The organism is Thalassospira sp. B30-1, from assembly GCF_015767575.1.
GTDB lineage: Bacteria > Pseudomonadota > Alphaproteobacteria > Rhodospirillales > Thalassospiraceae > Thalassospira > Thalassospira xiamenensis.
In genome coordinates, this window is sequence record NZ_CP065232.1 from 2126289 (window position 1) to 2143583 (window position 17295).

The 17295-nt window shown below is 55.0% G+C and carries 22 protein-coding genes and 2 pseudogenes; 17 read left to right on the forward strand and 7 right to left on the reverse strand.

The genetic code is table 11. The features are described from left to right. Positions 1–25 precede the first annotated feature (25 nt). The 15 genes from IT971_RS10310 (at position 26) to IT971_RS10370 (ending at position 7415) form a co-directional block, all read left to right on the forward strand. Complete coding sequence (locus IT971_RS10310; RefSeq protein WP_063091997.1) at positions 26–1234, forward strand: hypothetical protein; 1209 nt, start codon at positions 26–28, stop codon at positions 1232–1234. A 315-nt stretch (positions 1235–1549) separates the two neighbouring features. Next, a complete protein-coding gene (locus IT971_RS10315; RefSeq protein ID WP_110252360.1) occupies positions 1550–2194 on the forward strand; it encodes a hypothetical protein in 645 nt (214 codons plus the stop codon). Continuing rightward, positions 2194–2835, forward strand: a complete 642-nt coding sequence (locus tag IT971_RS10320; RefSeq protein ID WP_063091995.1) for a helicase HerA domain-containing protein — start codon at positions 2194–2196, stop codon at positions 2833–2835. The genes IT971_RS10315 and IT971_RS10320 overlap by 1 nt, the downstream gene beginning before the upstream one ends. A 239-nt stretch (positions 2836–3074) precedes the next feature. Further along, positions 3075–3197 (forward strand): hypothetical protein, encoded by a 123-nt coding sequence (locus IT971_RS22535; protein WP_255356837.1) that lies wholly within the window; start codon positions 3075–3077, stop codon positions 3195–3197. 12 nt (positions 3198–3209) lie between these two features. Beyond that, positions 3210–4028 carry a major capsid protein P2 gene (locus IT971_RS10325; protein WP_063091994.1) on the forward strand — a complete coding sequence of 273 codons (819 nt, stop codon included), beginning with the start codon at positions 3210–3212 and terminating at the stop codon, positions 4026–4028. A 55-nt stretch (positions 4029–4083) separates the two neighbouring features. Then, positions 4084–4374 (forward strand): hypothetical protein, encoded by a 291-nt coding sequence (locus tag IT971_RS10330; RefSeq protein WP_063091993.1) that lies wholly within the window; start codon positions 4084–4086, stop codon positions 4372–4374. A gap of 9 nt (positions 4375–4383) precedes the next feature. Further along, positions 4384–4629: a hypothetical protein gene (locus IT971_RS10335; RefSeq protein WP_063091992.1), complete on the forward strand. Its 246-nt coding sequence runs from the start codon at positions 4384–4386 to the stop codon at positions 4627–4629. Beyond that, positions 4608–5024, forward strand: coding sequence for a hypothetical protein (locus IT971_RS10340; protein WP_063091991.1), 417 nt, complete (start codon positions 4608–4610; stop codon positions 5022–5024). The genes IT971_RS10335 and IT971_RS10340 overlap by 22 nt, the downstream gene beginning before the upstream one ends. Then, positions 5021–5395 (forward strand): hypothetical protein, encoded by a 375-nt coding sequence (locus IT971_RS10345; RefSeq protein ID WP_063091990.1) that lies wholly within the window; start codon positions 5021–5023, stop codon positions 5393–5395. The genes IT971_RS10340 and IT971_RS10345 overlap by 4 nt, the downstream gene beginning before the upstream one ends. A gap of 7 nt (positions 5396–5402) precedes the next feature. Next, entirely contained in the window at positions 5403–6110 is a 708-nt protein-coding gene (locus IT971_RS10350) for a hypothetical protein (RefSeq protein ID WP_063091989.1), read from the forward strand. Continuing rightward, positions 6107–6331, forward strand: a complete 225-nt coding sequence (locus IT971_RS10355; RefSeq protein WP_063091988.1) for a hypothetical protein — start codon at positions 6107–6109, stop codon at positions 6329–6331. The genes IT971_RS10350 and IT971_RS10355 overlap by 4 nt, the downstream gene beginning before the upstream one ends. Beyond that, positions 6328–6831, forward strand: a complete 504-nt coding sequence (locus IT971_RS10360) for a cell wall hydrolase (RefSeq protein ID WP_252724177.1) — start codon at positions 6328–6330, stop codon at positions 6829–6831. The genes IT971_RS10355 and IT971_RS10360 overlap by 4 nt, the downstream gene beginning before the upstream one ends. Before the next feature lie 7 nt (positions 6832–6838). Beyond that, entirely contained in the window at positions 6839–7117 is a 279-nt protein-coding gene (locus tag IT971_RS10365) for a hypothetical protein (protein ID WP_063091987.1), read from the forward strand. A 26-nt stretch (positions 7118–7143) separates the two neighbouring features. Continuing rightward, positions 7144–7266, forward strand: a complete 123-nt coding sequence (locus IT971_RS22540; RefSeq protein ID WP_255414985.1) for a hypothetical protein — start codon at positions 7144–7146, stop codon at positions 7264–7266. Next, a complete protein-coding gene (locus IT971_RS10370; RefSeq protein WP_156487977.1) occupies positions 7266–7415 on the forward strand; it encodes a hypothetical protein in 150 nt (49 codons plus the stop codon). Before IT971_RS22540 ends, IT971_RS10370 begins: the two co-directional genes overlap by 1 nt. A gap of 127 nt (positions 7416–7542) precedes the next feature. Here the strand turns inward: IT971_RS10370 and IT971_RS10375 are convergent, their stop codons facing one another. Continuing rightward, a complete protein-coding gene (locus IT971_RS10375) occupies positions 7543–10515 on the reverse strand; it encodes a Tn3 family transposase (RefSeq protein WP_063091986.1) in 2973 nt (990 codons plus the stop codon). Between the two features lie 515 nt (positions 10516–11030). Continuing rightward, positions 11031–11495, reverse strand: a complete 465-nt coding sequence (merR, locus tag IT971_RS10380; RefSeq protein ID WP_063091985.1) for an Hg(II)-responsive transcriptional regulator — start codon at positions 11493–11495, stop codon at positions 11031–11033. Positions 11496–11577: 82 nt separating this feature from the next. Here merR and IT971_RS22395 point away from each other — a divergent pair. Continuing rightward, a pseudogene (locus tag IT971_RS22395) lies at positions 11578–11732 on the forward strand (mercuric transporter MerT family protein); the annotation flags it as partial. A 7-nt stretch (positions 11733–11739) separates the two neighbouring features. Beyond that, positions 11740–12423, forward strand: a pseudogene (locus IT971_RS10390) (transposase); the annotation flags it as partial. A 393-nt stretch (positions 12424–12816) separates the two neighbouring features. On the opposite strand, the gene IT971_RS10395 reads toward IT971_RS10390, so the two are convergent. From IT971_RS10395 to phnC, 5 genes are read right to left on the reverse strand one after another with little or no spacing between them, the layout of a single operon-like run. After that, complete coding sequence (locus IT971_RS10395) at positions 12817–13677, reverse strand: LysR family transcriptional regulator (protein WP_011783503.1); 861 nt, start codon at positions 13675–13677, stop codon at positions 12817–12819. Further along, the gene (locus tag IT971_RS10400; RefSeq protein WP_011783502.1) at positions 13671–14681 is read right to left on the reverse strand and encodes a phosphonate dehydrogenase; all 1011 of its coding nucleotides are present in this window, start codon (positions 14679–14681) and stop codon (positions 13671–13673) included. The genes IT971_RS10395 and IT971_RS10400 overlap by 7 nt, the downstream gene beginning before the upstream one ends. A 9-nt stretch (positions 14682–14690) precedes the next feature. After that, positions 14691–15521 carry a phosphonate ABC transporter, permease protein PhnE gene (gene phnE, locus IT971_RS10405; protein ID WP_011784781.1) on the reverse strand — a complete coding sequence of 277 codons (831 nt, stop codon included), beginning with the start codon at positions 15519–15521 and terminating at the stop codon, positions 14691–14693. Between the two features lie 10 nt (positions 15522–15531). Continuing rightward, positions 15532–16395, reverse strand: a complete 864-nt coding sequence (gene phnD / locus IT971_RS10410) for a phosphate/phosphite/phosphonate ABC transporter substrate-binding protein (RefSeq protein WP_063091984.1) — start codon at positions 16393–16395, stop codon at positions 15532–15534. Then, the gene (gene phnC / locus IT971_RS10415; RefSeq protein WP_011784779.1) at positions 16392–17237 is read right to left on the reverse strand and encodes a phosphonate ABC transporter ATP-binding protein; all 846 of its coding nucleotides are present in this window, start codon (positions 17235–17237) and stop codon (positions 16392–16394) included. Before phnC ends, phnD begins: the two co-directional genes overlap by 4 nt. Positions 17238–17295 lie beyond the last annotated feature (58 nt).

A 17295-nucleotide genomic window follows, 5' to 3' on the forward strand; every position in this document is an offset into this window, starting at 1 on the left:
CCCTTCTGATTACAGGGTAGGGAAAATGGATTTAATCTACGCAGGGTTTGACGGTCTTGATGTGACGTTTCAGGGAGTCATCCCGCTTCGGGCGGTTGATGCTTTCGAAGCGGCCAAGGTGGCAGCACAGGAAACCAAACAGGAAACCTTTGCACAGGTCGGCAAATTCAAGGGTCATGTTGCCGAAACCGGGGCGCGTGGCGGCTATACGTATCGGGTTGATACCGGCAATCTTGGCTTTACGTGGTTCTTTTCCAAATCCCAGAAGCGCGAAGGCTGGAATATCCGGGTTTCCTGCAAGTCGGCAACCCTTGCGACATACGGCTTTGAGGGGGCCATAGGGCTTATGTATGCCGATCTTGAGGCCGTGGGGGCGACGGTCCTGCAAGAGGCCATTGCAAGGGTCGATTTCGCGATGGATTGGCGCATGCCCGGTGATTTCCGGCTTGATCCGCACCGCTTCGCGCTCCATGGGACAACCAAGGCCGACATGCACGGCGAGGAAATCGGGCAGCACTGGCAGAAACGTCAATGCACCGGCTTGACAATCGGTAAAATGCCGGGGCGGCAAATCTGCATCTATGACAAGCGCCGCGATATCGTCGCCAAACGCAAAGACGAATGGTGGAAAATCTGGGGGATTGACCGGGACGAATTTGAGAGGTCCGGGGATCAGATGTGGCGCATCGAATTGCGGGCCGGAAAGAAGCATTTAAAGGAACAATGGGGCGTTACGTCATGGGCCGATCTTCGCGCCAAATTGGGCGATATCTATGCGCATGCGCTCCTACGTATACGTTACAAGGCCCGGACATGGGATGAAGACGAAAATATCACCCGCATTGAGGACGATCATATGTGGGAACGCTGCCGGGCTGTAACGGGTGGAAGCCTGTTTGAGTACACGAGCAATTGCGGGCCGGGTGTCGTCAAACAGGTCATGCAGGAACAACAGCGCCAGACCATCGCCGCGATGATGATCGGCTTGTCAGCAAACCTTGCAGTTCTGTCCGGGGTGGACAAAGACCAGCTATGGGAATTGCCGCCCCTGATTTCAAAAATGATTGCCAGCAACATCCACGGGGAGGAAAGCGGAAAAGAGTTCAAATCGAAAATGAAGAAGGTCTATCGCCGATATGAAATCTATGACGAAGATGGAGTGATCCTAGATGAAAGAACGATTGGACAAATTGGTGGCGGCACAGGAAGCTGCACAGAAAGCGCCTTTGTTTAACAAGGCCCATCTGATCGACAAAGCATTAGTCGAATTGGGCGGGCTGTTGAACGAAATGGTCGAGCGGATCGAGCGGCTGGAAAATGGCAACCGTTGATCCGGGCACTGTGATTGAAGTTCGCGCTTGTTCAGGGTGTGGGAACCCGGTCTACGTCAAGGCGAACAAAAATCAGATTGCATATTACTTTTGCACACCTAACGACGACAACAACGGTCAAGGGTGTTCGCATCATGAAAAATGGGGACGGGTCGCATCAAACCAGAAATTGAGGGCGTATTGGGAAGCCAGACGCGCCCACGAGCGTAAGGGGGTTGATGATGACCGAAAAGACCGATTGGCTACCGGGAGCCAGCCAGACGAAGCCGAAAGCCGGGCCGACGAAAGCCAGCCTGAACCAGTCCACGAGCCTCAACGGGCCATCCTCGCCGGATTTGCCGAATACATCCGATCATGACGATATTGATGCGGGTGCTGAACATCTGGCGTCGTTCACGGTTGATCCGCTAGAAGGCGAGGCCGACGAATTTGGCGGGCTGGATGGCCTGTCAAATCTGGCCGATGACAGCGGCGAATTTATCAGTTCGGACGTGTTCTTTTCGTCCTTCTGTACCGCCTTCCAGATCGGCGCATGTGTGCCGCCATATCTGACCAGCCTCAAGATTGATGACAGCGAAATGGATCAGGCGCGCGCCGCGTCCGATGCGCTGTATGATATCTGTCTTGATACACCTTCCATGCATTTCCTTGTTAAGCCCGGTGGTGTGTGGTTTCAGCGCGTTGCCGCGATTTCGGCCTTTGCCTTGCCTAAGGCAATGGGGGTTGTTTCGGAAATCAAGGCGAAGAAGGCAAGGCCGGTCAATCAATCCCCTGGACAAGATAAAAAAGCCGAAAGGGCCAAGCCGGAACCAGCCAAAGAACCGCCTGCAAATGGTGGTCAATATGACTGGGCTCCGACGTAATGGCGGCGTTTTCAGAAGCGGGCCGGATTGGCATCTGGGGTCGATCCGGGTCCGGCAAATCGACGCGGGCAAAGCGTTTGATTGCGAAACGAAAGCGGGCCGTTGTCTTTGATCCTCAGGACGAATACCAGCACGAGCGCGGCTTTTTCCGGGTAACAACGATTGATCAGGTCCGGGCCTATATGGCGCGAAACTGGCGGCGCAATTTCCGGGTGGCTTATGTGCCGCCAGCCGGGCAGGAAATGGCCGCGCTTGATCGGCTATCAAAGTTGTTGAAAGTCGCCCAACGGCCATTTTTCGACGGGCACGACGAACGGCAAATCTGTTTGCTGGTCGAGGAAATGAACGAATGTTTCCCCGTGACAGGGATACCACGCGCATTCGGTGGGTTTGGTGATCTCTGTTCGCGGGGGCGGCATTCGGGGATTGAATTGATCGGCGTTTCACAGCGAATTGCAGAAGTCAATACCCGGTTTCGAGGTAATTGCACCGAAACTTATGTTTTCCGGCAAAAAGGGCCGCGTGATCTTAAGGCGGCAAGTGACGAGTTGGGCGGCGTGTCAACCGCAGAAATCCAAGCGTTACAGCCGCACCATTACATTCACGAGAAAAACGGGACCATTACCAAAGGGAAAAACTGAAAAATCGTGAATTTTCCTACGTAAGGTAATGTAACGTTACCTAGATTTGCCGCCCCCGAAATTGCGGCGTAACCCGGTTGTCAGACAGGCGACCGGGTTTTTTGTTTCCCCGGCTGTCACACAGGAAAAAGGGGTTTTCCGTGAGTGCAAAGAGTTTTGCAGTGGGCGTTGCTACCGCGCTGGTCGCGACGGTCATTTATGACAAATTCATCAAGCCGAACATGGCTTAGGGGGTCAATTTGAAGGGTGATATCAAAACGGTCGTTCTGACCGCGTTGGGCGTCATGGTTGCCGGTTACGTCATGAACATGATGTACGACGTGGCGATTGTGAAACAGGCCTCTGACGGCTTCGATAAGTAAGGGGGCGGCGCGTTGACCAATCGCATTTCCAAAAAAATGCCGAACGGCTCCGGTATCGGTGCGGGACAAACCGCAACGTTCAACCTGCCGAACGGCGTAACCTATCATCAGCTTTTGTTCCGCATTCAGGCCGATCTGGGCGCGGGCGTGGTTGATGTGCCGAAAGCCAGCCTTGGCACCGTGCTTGGTGAAATCCGGCTCTATATCGACGGGCAGGAAACCATTCGCATTGACGCTGCCGATCTGGCGGCAATTCTGACCTACAAGGGCCAGACAGTTAAGGACGGGGCGTTGCCGCTCATGTTCTCTGATCCGGCACAGCGCACCCCGATGGGTGAAGATGCGCCGGCTATCGGCACCGCCGATATTCAGTCACTTTCCCTTGAGGTTGATATCAAGGCAGGTGTTACGTCGCCGTCACTGGTCGTTTATGGCCTGCTGGGTCCAAACACACCGCTTGGTCAGTTCTACGCGATCAAGAAATATCCGTTCAACGTCGGTAATACCGGCATCCGCGAATTGCAGGATTTGCCGCGCTCTGACTATCACATCACGAAAATGCATATCAGCACGGATGATATTGATAGCGTTCAGGTCGAGGCAAACCAGCGAATTTTGCGTGACTTTGACCGGGTTGTTGGTGCGGCGGCGGCAATTCAGACCGGCAAGGTCTGGCAGACCGGCTGGACGCACATTGATTTCACGATCAGTGATCGTCTTTCCGACTTCCTGCCGATGCTGCTTGAAGATTTCCGGGTGCGTCTGGATATGACCGCTACAGGCAACTTCAACCTGTATACCGAGGAAATTCGCGGGCGCGTTGCCGCCTGACAGGTGGATGTAAACCGGGGCGCTAGCGCGTCCCGGCTGGCCTTAAGGGGGTAATATGGCTGAAACGACGCAAAGTGCCGGTGGGCTGGAAATTCTTGACAGTATTTTTGGGTATCTGAACAAAACCAAGAATGCCGTTTTTGAAACCTATTCCCAATGGCAAGCGACCTTTGGCAGCGAGAACGCCATGGATGGCGGGGGGGATTATGCAACGGGTGAAAATGCCGGTAGCTGGTCAAACCCAAATCCGTCACCGCCTGCAAGTGGCTCGGCAAATACCGGGCTCTATATCGGTGTCGGTGTGGCTTTGCTGGCCGGAATGATCGTTCTCACGCGCAAAAAATAGGGGGCGCATATGTTTCCTGCGCTTTCTGGTCTTACCGGAATGATGGGCGGCGGGGGTGGCGGCGGTAGCTGGCTGGAAACGTCCAGCGAAGCAACTGCCATGTCCAACGCCCGCGCAACATCCGGGCAGATTTACAGCTACAACACTGCGCCGTTTATCGTCGGAGGTGACGATGACAACGCGGTTTCAATGATCAAGATGGCCGTTCCGTTTGTGGCCGCTGGGGTGATGGCATGGCTGGTATTGAAACGGTGACGTTGGGGGTTGTGGCGTGGGATGACACGGCGGCGGAACATTTCCGCCCCGTTGTCCTGCCAGACAGCCCAACCGGCCTTGAGGGGCTGCAAAACGACGTGGAAGCGGGGGCGGCTTCTGTGCTGGCCGTTATGGCCGATGGGGAGCGTATCGGGTCGGTTTTGGTCCGGCTTCTGGCGGGCGGGGATGGTCTGCATTTCGTGATTGAATGCGCCAATGCCGATCTGCCGGGGTTTGATCTGGTCGAAACCTGCATGCCCGCCCTTGAGGGCTGGGCCGCAAAACTCGGATGTGTCGCGGTCGATGTACCAACGCATCGTCCCGGATTGGTTTTCAAGATGAAACGGCGCGATTACCAAGTGGTTCAAACCGTGATGCGAAAGGCGATTGCATGAGTTCCGCACTAAGCAATTCCAGTAGCAAAAGTAGCAGCACAACGACCAGCAACAACTATGACCAGCGGGCAGGGGCCGAAGATGGTTCTATCGCGGTTTCGGGTGGTGGACAGGTCAATATCGACGCGACCACGCCAGAGGCTTGGGATTTTGCCGCCGATGTGAATGCAGACGCGCTTGATCTAGCGGCTATCACGGTCGGATCGGCCTTTAGCGCACTGGAAAAGTCCAATCAGACGGTTGGCACCGCACTTACGGAATTGCGCAAGGCGAATACGTCTGACACCGCAAACACGCTGGAAATGTTGATCAAGATCGGCGTTCCGGTGCTTGGCGCGGCCTTCATCCTTCCAGCGATCTTTAAGAAATAGGGGCAGCATGGCCGATAGTTCATTTTTCCAAAGCTACAAAGGATCGGTTCAGCCGGGGGATTTGTTCACGATCCATCGCCGGGGCCGCTCCGTTGCCATGGTTGCTGCGTCCGATGATCTGGAAATCGTGATCAATGACGGGTCGCGTTCCCGGTTCTTTGCCGGTGCGTCCCTGAGCTTTGATGTCGAGTTCGAGAAAATCCAGATTTTCAACCCGAACGCAACGGCGGCGACCTTCGAACTATGGACCGCCATGGGCCGGGTTGATGACAACCGCCTGACCGCTTCGGGCGATCTGAATGTGATTGATCCGAACACGGGGGACAGCTTCGCCAACGTGATCGCCAAGAATGCCGAAATTCTGGCGATGATGCAGAGCGACACGGATCAAGGGCACCCGGTAAAGGTGTTAGGGGAGAATGCTGCAACGGCAGGTTTTATAGCGTCCTCTGTGGAAATCATAAGCCCATTGCTAAACACAAACGGGGTGATTGTTCGTCATGCTTCGATTTTGACAGCGGCGTCTTATGCTGCTGGGCTTTTTTATGGGGCGTCTGCACCGGGAAGCATGGTTTCAAATCATGCGTTAATACGAAGTTCGAACGCTGTGCCGGTCCATGATGGTCAGTTTTTGTTGTCTGCCGGTTTGGGGCTGTGGGCGTTATCCACTGTTGTGAATGGATATTACACCGTTAGCTGGGATTATTTGCCATGAGTGATATGGAAGTTTTAAGCCTTGCCTATCAGCGTCAGGCGCAGGGAGACACTCGTGATCTATCGGTTATCATAGCGGATATCCGGGCAGATCTTGCCACCATGCAATCGCCCGCGCCGGGGCCAACGGATGAAATCGGTTTCAAGTCCGAAGTGATCAAGGGTGTTCGCACTGAATACAAGATCATGGGTGATGGCTCTATGGTCGAGGTGACGTCATGATGAAAGATGCACTCCTTCTGGTCGGGGCTGGTGGGCTTGCTTTTGCAGCGTTTCAGGTTGCCAAGGGCAAATCGGTCACAACGATCGATCTGACCAATGCCGGACAAATCAGTCAGGAAGTCGACACCATCGCCCGGACGATCTGGGGCGAGGCGCGGGGCGAGGGTGAACGCGGCATGCATGCCGTTGCCAACGTCATTATGAACCGTGCGCGGGTTGGCGGATGGTGGGGCAATAGCCCGGTGGAAGTCTGCCTGAAGCCTGCTCAGTTCTCCGCTTGGAACCGCAATGATCCGAATTTTGACCTTGCCCGCAAGGTGACTACGCAGGACCCGCAGTTCCGTCTGGCCTTGCAGATTGCTGGCAGGGCGATTGCGGGCACCCTGGACGATATCACCGGGGGTGCAACGCACTATTTCAATCCGAATGTGGTCTTGCCGTCTTGGGCCAGTGCGCTAACGCGCCTTACCGATATCGGCAACCATCGCTTTTACGTTTAGGTGACGCATGGCGACCTTCGAACCGCATTACGATAGCGCATTGCATTCCGTGGAATACATGGACGGGCGCTGGATGACGTGCGGTGTGCTGGATCAGCATGCATGCATGAATTTGGCGCTTGATGCGGCGACAATTGAAGGTGAAGGCGATCCGGTGGGCGATCCGTTCGAAGATGATACCGGGTTGGTAATTGGTATGCCCCTTGAATACGAAACGATTGATTGGGGCGTGATTGCGCTCATGTGCGGCGCGGTGCTGTTCATGGCGGCTTTGGAAAGGGGGTAATCGTGCGTCTGGGCTTGCGATTGCAGATGATCAACAAACAGGAGGGTGATGACGACATGGCAAAAGGTAAAAAAGCCAATGGTCGGCTGAAAAAGGGCTATCGCTACGCCAAGGGCGGGCGCGTGGTCAAAGCGAAAGGCCGTAAGTAATGCCGTTGCCGCTGATTTATTTTGGCGTCGGCGTGCTGTTTGGCGGCGGGGGCGTCTGGCTTGCCGGGGATGCTGCCAAAAAGGTCGGCAATGCCGCCCTGATCGTCGGCGGCGTCTATCTCGGCGGCAAATACCTGAAAGCGTGGTGAATGGCTGATATCACGCTATGGCAGGTTCTATCCGGGGGCGGCGATCTGGCGACAATCGGTTTTCTGTACTTGAGGGTCGGCAACGATTCTGACGCAATCCTCCAAAATTTGCCTTAACCTATTGTATTTAAATTATTTTGGCGTTGTAGCTCATGGGTGAAACCTGCCGATCAAAATCAAGCGTATAATCGCCAAATCGGTTGATATGGTCCGTGCGGTATGGGGCCAGCCCTTTGAGAATATCGTGATCAATATGATGACCGCGCTCTTTGAGATCTTTAAGGGTTAACGTCATCGACTCCACATTGTGAAGAATGACCAGGTTGGCCACCAAGTGGTTATATTTGATCACCTTCCGTTGCTCGTGACGGATATTCTCGGCGATCACCCCCTCGCCGCCGAAGAACAGCCATTTCACGAACTGGTTGAACTCTTCCGTTTTGTTCGTCTCCGCATGAATGGTTCGCCGCAACTCCACGCTGCCAATGTAGTCCAGAAGAAAGGTTGTCCGAACGACCCTCCCCAGTTCCCGGAAAGCAAAGTAGAGTTTGTTCTTGAGGCTTGCGGTACCTAAACGTCGCAGTACCGTAGACGGTGCGATTTTTCCAGCCTTAATCGATAGCGCCACCCGGAGCATGTCCGGCACATGGGTTTCAATCAGTTTCCAGTTGATAGTCTCGCTGAACAAAGCATTGATGTGCTCATACCGTTGGCGTTTGTCAGACTTGTAGAACACCAGCTGCTTCAGATTCCGGATGCGGGGCATCAGGTTGATACCCAGCAGGTAAGCCAACCCGAAGACGGGCGCACTTTGCGCCTGAGTATCGCCATGCAAGGTGTCAGGCTGGATATCGGAGTCGTTTTTGATCAGTCCATCAAGGATGTAAATGGCCTCATAAACGCCGCAAGGAATGAAGTGGCTGAACAGCGCGATGTATTTGTCCGAGACGTGGTAGTAGCCCACCCCGCCATAGCCACCGTACCGTATGTGGTATTCCGATAGCAGATTCTGTTCGTACAGGTTCCATTTTGTGCCATCGGCGGCGGCCCGCTGGCCAGTTCCCCAGTGTCGCGGCAGCCGGTAGCGGTTGTAGGCATTGATAACCTGTACAATCGCCTGCTCCAGGCGCTCTTCGGTGACGTGCCGCAGGTTGAGCCAGGACACCTGCCGGCGATTAAGCGTCGTGATGGATCGCGCGGTCTGAGTTGGCCCGAGATTGCAGCCATAGCAAAATAAGGTCGAAACAAAGCGGGTACGGGGGTCGTCCAGCTTGCCCTCAAATCCGGAAAGTGGCCCAAAGCGTTTGTGGAGGCCCAGCCATTTTTCGGCTTCCACCAGGATGTCGAGAATGTTCTTTTCGGGCATATTTTGGGATAACTGCTTATCAATCTCAGCTAACCCATCCGGAGGCGCTCTACGGCGGTGCTTCCGGATCACCAGATCTTCACCATGGAAGACGGCGTATTCATTCTCCGGGAAGCCACGGTCAATGCGGTCGGCCGTTTCGCTCAACCGGGAGTGGGCTTGTACCACAAAAGCGGCTGGGTCGGATTCGATATCAATCATCGCACTGTAGTCCGCTATCTGGGCATCATAGACACTCCAATCCACCAGCTGATCGCGGTAGTCACTGTACTGGTCGCTATTCGCGACCGCGAGATCGCCGGAAATCAGTTCACGCTTCACCTGTGTCAGTACGCCCAGCTCGAAATACTTCCGGTAGACCATCCCGGGGGGCAGCTGGCTTGGCCCGGTCCCCAATACCAAACGGCGCCAACGCTCCGGTAGCCAGGACACGTCGACGGGTTGACTACTGAGGACAAGGCATTCCTTACGGCTGTGCCGGTGCTTTTTCAGAGTCGCAATCGCCTCAATCAAAGATTGATCGTGGCTGGTTGCCGCCAGATCCAGTAGTTCAAGGCAATTGAATAACAGGGGGCGTAACGGGCGGTAGGGTTGCAGCATGAACGGGATGAAGTTATTGCCAGCATAGGCCATGTGTTCCTCACACTCTGCCAGTAATTCATCAGGATCGCTCTGGATGGCAGCCGCCACTCGGGCACCTCGCTCGGAGTCCGTTGGCGCTTCCTGGACGGCGGTCAGTACGTCACGCAGTTGAGCCACCAGCCTGTCCATGCGTTTCATGTGATCCAGGTGATACTGGTTCAGGTTGGCTTCTGCCTTGGTTTTGATGTTGCGCATCTTGCGAACAAAGATGTCGACCGCATCGTCCATCGCGCGACGCAATTGGGCATGGACCAGCAGAACCATCAAAGCGTAGCGTTTGGTGCTTTGCATGGCCTTGATGTTGGCCGCGCCCAGCGCTCGTGCTTCCAGTATGAAGTGGTGATATTTGGCGGCGGGAATGTGATCAACAGCGGGCAATTGTTGACACCAACCCTGAAGCCATTCCAGGTGCTGAAGATACTTCTTCACTTCCGTATTGGTCGGCTTTTTGGGTTCCTGTTTCAACTTATGCCAACTGGTATGAGGGGAATCATCCGGCACTTGCAGCAACTGGTCAAATTCGTTTTTTTGATGCGCTGTCAAACCCACATTGAGCGTCCGAAAGTAACCGGTATTGACCGTGCTGCGAGCCTGACGCGCGGTCCGTTGCAACGTTGAAAAACCCGGTAACTCAAAACGCTGGCGCACCAGCTCTTCAATCACCACATTGATGATGTCCGCCAGGTCCTGCTTGGTGGTGGCCGCTTCACGCGCTAGTTCCCGTACAATTGCCTTGCCTTCAACGGTGAACGCCTTGATGCCCACCTGTTGACGAACCGTCTCCAGCATCCGCTGACGGGCGCCGCCATTGCGGTCGTAGACCCTGAGCTGGCTCAATGCGAGATGTGAAAGGTCGTCGCACGCCAGAATGTGCGTTGTAATGGATTGGGGAACGGCTTTGAGATGGACAAAGTAGCCCAGACGCTGCACTGTTTTCAGGAGAATGAGTAGGGCGCCACGAGCAGCCGGAGTTCGACCGTGCTTTCGGGCAAAGGATCGTTCCTGGGTAGAGGGTGTATAAATTTCTGCCAGTTCTTGATCCGAGACCACCGCCTTCAATCGCGGATAGGCGGTTTCATGGAGGCTACTCATACGCAGTTCTTCGCTATGGGGTTCCAGTGAAAGGCATTAGCCCACAGTACTTTCGCTCTTGAGGGGGGCATTGCTTATAGTAGGCAGCAATTCGTCAAGACCAAAGGAACCGCCCGTTATTTTGTGAACGCCACGCTCGCTTTACGTTACGGGATTATTCGGTCATCGATCGCCGGTTCCCCGATTTATTGAATCGTTACACCACACCGCAGACTGATTCGAGCTATGGCCATTGAGCATCTTTCCCCCCCCACTGATCATTCACACCTACCAACGCCTTTCTAGTGCCCAGCTAATCGCTCTGGCAGGGACCGGGCTAACGACGGTGGCGCTGGCGCCGCTGGCCCATGACTGACGGGCGGCAGTGCGGGCCAGGTGCTCGGCATTGCGCTGGCCCTGAAGATGATTGCCTACGCCCTAATAGCACCTCTGTTTGGGGCTGTTGCCCAAAAACTTCCCCGCCGTACTCTGCTGGTCACACTGGACATTCTGAGGGCCTGCGGGGTTGCCCTTTGTCACTGAGGTTTGGCAGGGGGCCCACTCTGGCTAGGGTAGGTACAAAATTTTCGCCCAACCCCTTCATGTAATGACGCAATTAAGGGGCACGAGATATTGCCCTCTTGGGCGCAGCACCGATCAACCATGGCGCTCAGTAAAACCTCAATTTGCTGTAGCTTTTCGATCTTCCCACGTACGTCGTGCAACTTGCGCTCCGCGAGAGTGCTGGCTTCCTGGCAGTGGGTGCCGTCTTCGAGTCGGAGCAGGTCGCTGACCTCATCGAGACTGAAGCCTAACTGCTGCGATGTTTTCACAAAGCTCAACCTGCCGATATCGCTGGGACCGTAGCGTCGAATACCCCCGAGAGGACGCTGGGGCTCAGGTATTAACCCACGTCGCTGGTAGTAGCGGATGGTCTCAACTGAGACGTTCGCCGCCTTAGCCAGCCCCCCGATGGTCAATGAGTTCATTTCATCCGGCATTTGCCTTGACTCCGTAGTTGACTACGGCCTCAAGCTTAACCTATCGAACAAGGCCGTAGAAGGTGTAATTGCAATATCAGAGTTGAATTCCGAGTCACAATCCGGTCGCGAGTCGTTAATCGCAGGCGGGGTTGCAGCCTGCTCGCGTCGGCCTGCTGTCTGGGCACCTTGGCCCTGATCGCCCTGGGGGGTTCCGGTGCCTGGATCGGCAACCTGGCGAAGTCTGCGAGGTACCGCAAGTGCGCACCGCTTCGAGACACCCCGCTACCTAGGTATCGACGAGCTGTACCTGAACCGCCGCTACCTCTGCATCCTGACCAACCTGGAGGAGCGTACCTTGTTAGACCTGCTGCCCGGTCGTCAGCAGGAGGCAGTGACGAAGCGGCTCATGAGCATGACCGAGCGCGACAAGATCGAGATCGTCAGCATGGACATGTGGAAGCCATATCGCCGTGCCGTCCAGGCGGCGCTGCCACAGGCCCGCATCGTGGTCGATAAGTTCCATGTTGTGCGTATGGCCAACGAAGCCCTGGAGAAGGTCCGCAAGGGGCTCAGGAAGGAGCTGAAGGCCAACCAACGCCGAACCCTCAAGGGTGACCGGAAGACCTTGCTGAAGCGGGCTCACGACGTCTCCGACCGCGAACGTCTCATCATGGAAACCTGAATGGGGGCCTTCCCCCAGCTCCTGGCAGCCTACGAGCACAAGGAGCGGTTCTACCACATCTGGGACTGTGCCAGCCGGCGAGATGCTGAGCAGGCGCTGGCTGCCTGGATTGACGACATCCCAGTCACCAATGCCTTCACGGAGTCGATCAACCGGCTGGCCAAGGACAAGAACCGCGATGGCCGGGGCTACTCATTCGAGGTGATGCGGGCCCGGATGCTCTACACCACCAAGCAGGGGTCAGTTCACGAAACGGAAAAAATTGTACGCTAAGCCTTTGGCATCAATGATATCGACACCATTTTTTCCACAATTCATAAAGTTGCGCAGTAATTAGTCGACGACTGGCCCTTGCTAAATAATTTTCATTTCAGCATGAGTTGTGCTTTAAAAATTCAATTCTGCAACTACACTCATTGGGCGAACAGAGCGAGAAATCCGCCGTTAATTCCAATAGCGGGTACGCGAATGAATATCCGTTATCGCCAGTTCTGGCAAACCTGTTTCTGCATTATGCATTGGATCGTTGGCTGACCGTTCGTCATCCGGATATCCCATTCTGCCGATATGCAGATGACGGAATACTGCGTTGTCGAAGTGAGCGTGAGGCTCAGTATCTGCATTCCCAGCTAGATATGCGTGAGGTGGACCCAATAGCTATTCACAGAGATGCCCAACAAACGAGTATACTGGCCTGTGTTTGTCCAGGCTGCTCGGATAAATCACCATCAGCTCCTTGCTAAGGCCAGGCTCACTCACGGGAATAGCCACCAGACTTCCATTTTGGACCTCCTCCCGTACAGAACTTTCAAGCACCAACGATGCGCCAAGTCCGACCTTAACCGCTTGCTTGACGGCTTCGGTGCTACCCAGCTGCATAGATACCGTCGGAAATGGCCCATGCTCACCGAAGTAGGTCGCCAAAAGCCGGCCAGTGCCGGTGCCGGGTTCGCCGCCGATCAGAGCCATGTTAGACAGCGTATCGCGGTCGATATCGGTTCGACGGGCTAACGGGTGACCAGGCGGAACGATTAGAACAACGGGCTCGTTACGCCACGCCTGAGCATGGAATCCGGGTAGATCATGCCACCACTCCATAATCGCCACGTCCAGCTCACCGTCCGATAAATGCCGTGCAATAGTCGGATTGGAATCTATTACCACATCCACCTCGGGCCCTACGCCCAGCTCCTTGTAACGACGGATGTAGGGCTGGAGCATATAAATCCCAATATTGGAGCTCGCCCCAACGCGAAGTCGAGCCTCCATAATGGAAGATCTCGCCTGCTCCTCCAGCCGGAGCAGACTTCGGGCAAAAGGCAACAAGGTTAAGGCAGCCCGGGTTGGCTCACAGCCAGAGCGCCCCCTGTGGACCAATAAAACGCCAAGTTGGTTTTCGAGTTTTTGAAGGTGCTGGGACAGTGTGGGTTGTGCGATGTCCAACTGGCGGGCTGCGGCCTGAAACCCGTTGTGGTCCAGCACCGCCACGAAACTCTTCAGCCAGACAAGATTCAGCATGGGCCGCTCTCGCGGCCACTGGGATCATTGATCGCATCACCCGGCCGCTCACCCCGAAGCACTTGCAGAATGTTCCGAGCAGCGCGTTGCTCGATAGCCAGACGCACCTGGCTGACTGCCGATCCGATGTGAGCAGTAAACAGCGTGTTGGGGTGGGCCCTGAGCCCCTGGGCGATCTCCCTCGGACGATCTTCTCTCGCCCAATCTTCCATCTCAAACACATCAGCGGCGTACCCCCCCAACTGACCGGATTGAAGCGCTTGCAGAACACTACCCTCATCCACCACAGATCCACGGCAGGGATTGATAAGGAATGCGCCCGGTTTCATTCCTGTTAGCGTTTCGCGATTAATGGTGTGGAGGGTTTGCTCATTGAGCGCCAGTGCCAGGATCACAATATCTGACTGGGCCAGCAGCATCTTGAGGGGAGTATGGGACAAACCCAGTGCCTGCTCATGCTGCACGGGTAAACGTTCCGGCTGGGAATAGATTAAATCCGCTCCCCATCCGTTCAGGCGCTGCGCCACCGCTTGGCCGATGGCCCCCATACCCACAATACCAATCCGTGAGCCTTCGATCCCCTGCCCATAGAAGCGTGGTGTCCAGCCAGTAAATTCACCGGATCGAACGAAGTGGTCCGCCGCCTTGACTTGTCGGGTGAGACTGATCGTCAGCCCGACCGTTAGCTCTGCAGTAGGCACGGTTAGCAAATCCGGTACAAATGTCAGCCAAACCCCATGACGCGTGCAGGCATCCACATCAAAGTTGTCATAGCCTTTCAGGGCTGCACCAATCACCTTCAAGCGCGGACACCCCTGTAGGAACTCCACTCCAACTCGGTCTGGCATGAACGCCATCATCGCATCAGCGTCTGCAACGCGCGCAGCCACTTCCTCCTGGGGCAACGTGGCGCCGGATTGGTTGGTGACCAGCTCGCAATCTTGGGCAAGTTCATCCAGAACACTGTCATGGATCTTATGGGTTATCACAACCTTGGGTTTCATCGACGTTCCTTATTTGAATTTCTTACGAAGGCGGCCACTGAGACTGTCCACGACGGTGACCATCAACAAGATGACAATGAGAATGGCGCTGACTTCCTGATACTGCATGATTCTCAGCGAGCCCATCAATTCGAAGCCAATACCACCGGCACCCACCATGCCCATTACGGTCGAGGCACGGAAATTGTATTCCCAGCGATAAATGGACACGTCCGCGAATTGAGGAAGTGCTTGTGGCAGCACGGCGTGATAGAGCACCTGCAAGCGAGTAGCGCCGGCAGCATCGGCCGCTTCCACTGGCGCCTCATCTACATGCTCAATCGCTTCGGCAAAAAACTTTCCAACCATGCCAATGGAGTGAAGACCGAGCGCCAGTACGCCAGGCAACGCCCCAAAACCAACAGCAGCCACGAAGATGATGCCCATGATCAGTTCCGGGACTGAACGCAAACCGTTTAAAAGGGTTCGAGTTACTTGGAACACCACCGGATGTGGAGAGGTGTTGCGCGCAGCCAGGAATGCCAGTGGCACAGACAAGGTTACTGCAATGGCAGTACCGGCAATGCTCATCGCAAGCGTGTCGATTAACGGCGACACCCAGCTGGCCACATTGGTGAAGTCAGGTGGAAGAGATTCGCCAATGAGTGTGCCTATGGCTGGCACGCCATTGGCAAGTGTATTGAAATTGAGCAGCCCTACGTACCAACTTGCGACAAAAATGATGAGCAGCACTAACAGCGACTGTCCGAGTTTTTTCCGCCAGCCTTTCGCGTGCTCATCCAGCACGGAGGCCGACGGGGCCGGCGACAGAGTCGCCGGTTCCGTCGTTGTATAGTTCATGGGGCACTCCTCACATTTTTGCGAAATCAAGATTGAGCAGGCCACCCATAGCGCGGATGACATCGTAATCTTCGTCGGTAATTGCCGCGAATCCCTCAGCCTTCAGGTTGTCGAGAATCTCCGGGTCATCGATCTGCAGAAAGGCTTTCTGAATGTTGCTCTTCAGCTCAGGGGCCAGGTTCGAACGCATGGCCCAGGGGTATTGAGGAAAGTCACCGCTGTAGCCCAGCACTTTGACCTTGCTCCGATCAATCAAACCGCGGTCCATCACATGCTCGAAGATAACTTCGGACAACCCTCCGGCGTCGGCATTGCCATTGGCGACGTTAACCGCAACAGCGTCATGGCTACCGACGAAATGAGCCTCATAGTCCTTTCCGGCTTCGAGCCCTGCCTTCTCAAGGAGTACGGTCTTGGGGATCAGGTGGCTGGAAGTGGATGCGCGGTCACCGTAGGCCATTTTCTTGCCTTTGATATCCGCGAAGGAGCCAACGCCAGAGTCCGCATTGGCAATAATGATGGAGCGATAAGTCGGCTTCCCGTCTACCACCATGGCGGCAAAGGGTTCAATGTCACTCTTACTCTTGGCCATCACATAGGACAACGGACCAAAGTAAGCCAGGTCAATTCGGCCAAAACGCATGGCTTCGATCATGGAGGAGTAATCGGTGGTAACAATCAGTTCTACTTCCTTACCAAGAGTGGTTTCCAGGTAATCCTTCAAAGGTTGGTTTCGCTTGATCAGTTCTGACGCGTTCTCATCCGGCAGCAAGGCAACTTTCAAAAGATCAGGGTCTGTATCTGCGGCATGGGCTGACCAATGGATGCCGAGCATCATTATCAGAGCCAGCAAAGAGTGAATCATTGTCTTCATTGTGCTATCTCCAGTACGTCTGTCGTTATCGGGGTGGTCTTAGGTTTATGGATGGCTGGTTTGCCTTCCGCAGCTACCACGCTGGGTGAACGGTGGTAAATCTCGTCCAGGTGTTTCGATTTCAGGTTTTCAGGAGCATCGTCAAAAACGATATGAGCGTTCGAAAGGCCGATGATCCGGTCTGCAAAACGCTGGGCGTATTCCAATTGGTGCAAGGAAATAACCGCGGTGATTCCATCTTCCTGACAAATATCGCGCAGTAGGCCGAGTACCTTTTCAGAAGTGGCCGGATCCAGGCTGGCAACGGGCTCATCGGCAAGAATCATGGATGGTTGCTGCACCAATGCTCTGGCGATTCCAACCCGCTGCTGCTGGCCGCCGGACAACTGATCTACTCGGGAAAGCGCTTTGTCAGCCAGACCTACGCGGTCGAGGCATTGCAGAGCCAACTCCAGGTCCTGCCGGGGCAGGGGAAGCAGGCTTCGCCAAGTACCGTGATACGCAAGTCTGCCTGTCAGCACATTCTGTAACGCGGTGTATCGTTCGATCAGCTGGTGATGCTGGAACACCATGGCGGTGCGGCTGCGGTGCTGTCGCAGGATTCTACGGTTGGTCAGTTCACCAAACTCGCCAGACACAACCTTCCCGGTTGTGGGCTTAACCAGGTGATTCAGTGAACGAAGCAGAGTGGATTTACCCGCGCCTGAAAGTCCCAGTAGCACGGTGAATTCGCCCTTGTGAAAGTGAACGTTGGTGGGTTTGAGCGCGAGGACGTTTCCCGGGTAGGTTACGCCCATACTCTCGACTCGAAGCATCACATTGGTTGATTGAGTTGGCGCCATAGGATCACCTTTTGCAATAAATAAGCTCGCCGTATTGCGAGTTACAATTGAACGGTAA

Coding starts and splice junctions, on each gene's coding strand:
- IT971_RS10345 (WP_063091990.1), top strand. CDS start 5,021: ATGAGTTCCGCACTAAGCAATTCCAGTAGCAAAAGTAGCAGCACAACG.
- merR (WP_063091985.1), bottom strand. CDS start 11,495: ATGCCGGATGAAATGAACTCATTGACCATCGGGGGGCTGGCTAAGGCG.
- IT971_RS10310 (WP_063091997.1), top strand. CDS start 26: ATGGATTTAATCTACGCAGGGTTTGACGGTCTTGATGTGACGTTTCAG.
- IT971_RS10320 (WP_063091995.1), top strand. CDS start 2,194: ATGGCGGCGTTTTCAGAAGCGGGCCGGATTGGCATCTGGGGTCGATCC.
- IT971_RS10340 (WP_063091991.1), top strand. CDS start 4,608: ATGGCTGGTATTGAAACGGTGACGTTGGGGGTTGTGGCGTGGGATGAC.
- phnC (WP_011784779.1), bottom strand. CDS start 17,237: ATGGCGCCAACTCAATCAACCAATGTGATGCTTCGAGTCGAGAGTATG.
- IT971_RS10360 (WP_252724177.1), top strand. CDS start 6,328: ATGATGAAAGATGCACTCCTTCTGGTCGGGGCTGGTGGGCTTGCTTTT.
- phnE (WP_011784781.1), bottom strand. CDS start 15,521: ATGAACTATACAACGACGGAACCGGCGACTCTGTCGCCGGCCCCGTCG.
- IT971_RS10330 (WP_063091993.1), top strand. CDS start 4,084: ATGGCTGAAACGACGCAAAGTGCCGGTGGGCTGGAAATTCTTGACAGT.
- IT971_RS10400 (WP_011783502.1), bottom strand. CDS start 14,681: ATGAAACCCAAGGTTGTGATAACCCATAAGATCCATGACAGTGTTCTG.
- IT971_RS10395 (WP_011783503.1), bottom strand. CDS start 13,677: ATGCTGAATCTTGTCTGGCTGAAGAGTTTCGTGGCGGTGCTGGACCAC.
- IT971_RS10350 (WP_063091989.1), top strand. CDS start 5,403: ATGGCCGATAGTTCATTTTTCCAAAGCTACAAAGGATCGGTTCAGCCG.
- IT971_RS10315 (WP_110252360.1), top strand. CDS start 1,550: ATGATGACCGAAAAGACCGATTGGCTACCGGGAGCCAGCCAGACGAAG.
- IT971_RS10335 (WP_063091992.1), top strand. CDS start 4,384: ATGTTTCCTGCGCTTTCTGGTCTTACCGGAATGATGGGCGGCGGGGGT.
- IT971_RS10365 (WP_063091987.1), top strand. CDS start 6,839: ATGGCGACCTTCGAACCGCATTACGATAGCGCATTGCATTCCGTGGAA.
- IT971_RS10375 (WP_063091986.1), bottom strand. CDS start 10,515: ATGAGTAGCCTCCATGAAACCGCCTATCCGCGATTGAAGGCGGTGGTC.
- IT971_RS10355 (WP_063091988.1), top strand. CDS start 6,107: ATGAGTGATATGGAAGTTTTAAGCCTTGCCTATCAGCGTCAGGCGCAG.
- phnD (WP_063091984.1), bottom strand. CDS start 16,395: ATGAAGACAATGATTCACTCTTTGCTGGCTCTGATAATGATGCTCGGC.
- IT971_RS22540 (WP_255414985.1), top strand. CDS start 7,144: ATGATCAACAAACAGGAGGGTGATGACGACATGGCAAAAGGTAAAAAA.
- IT971_RS10370 (WP_156487977.1), top strand. CDS start 7,266: ATGCCGTTGCCGCTGATTTATTTTGGCGTCGGCGTGCTGTTTGGCGGC.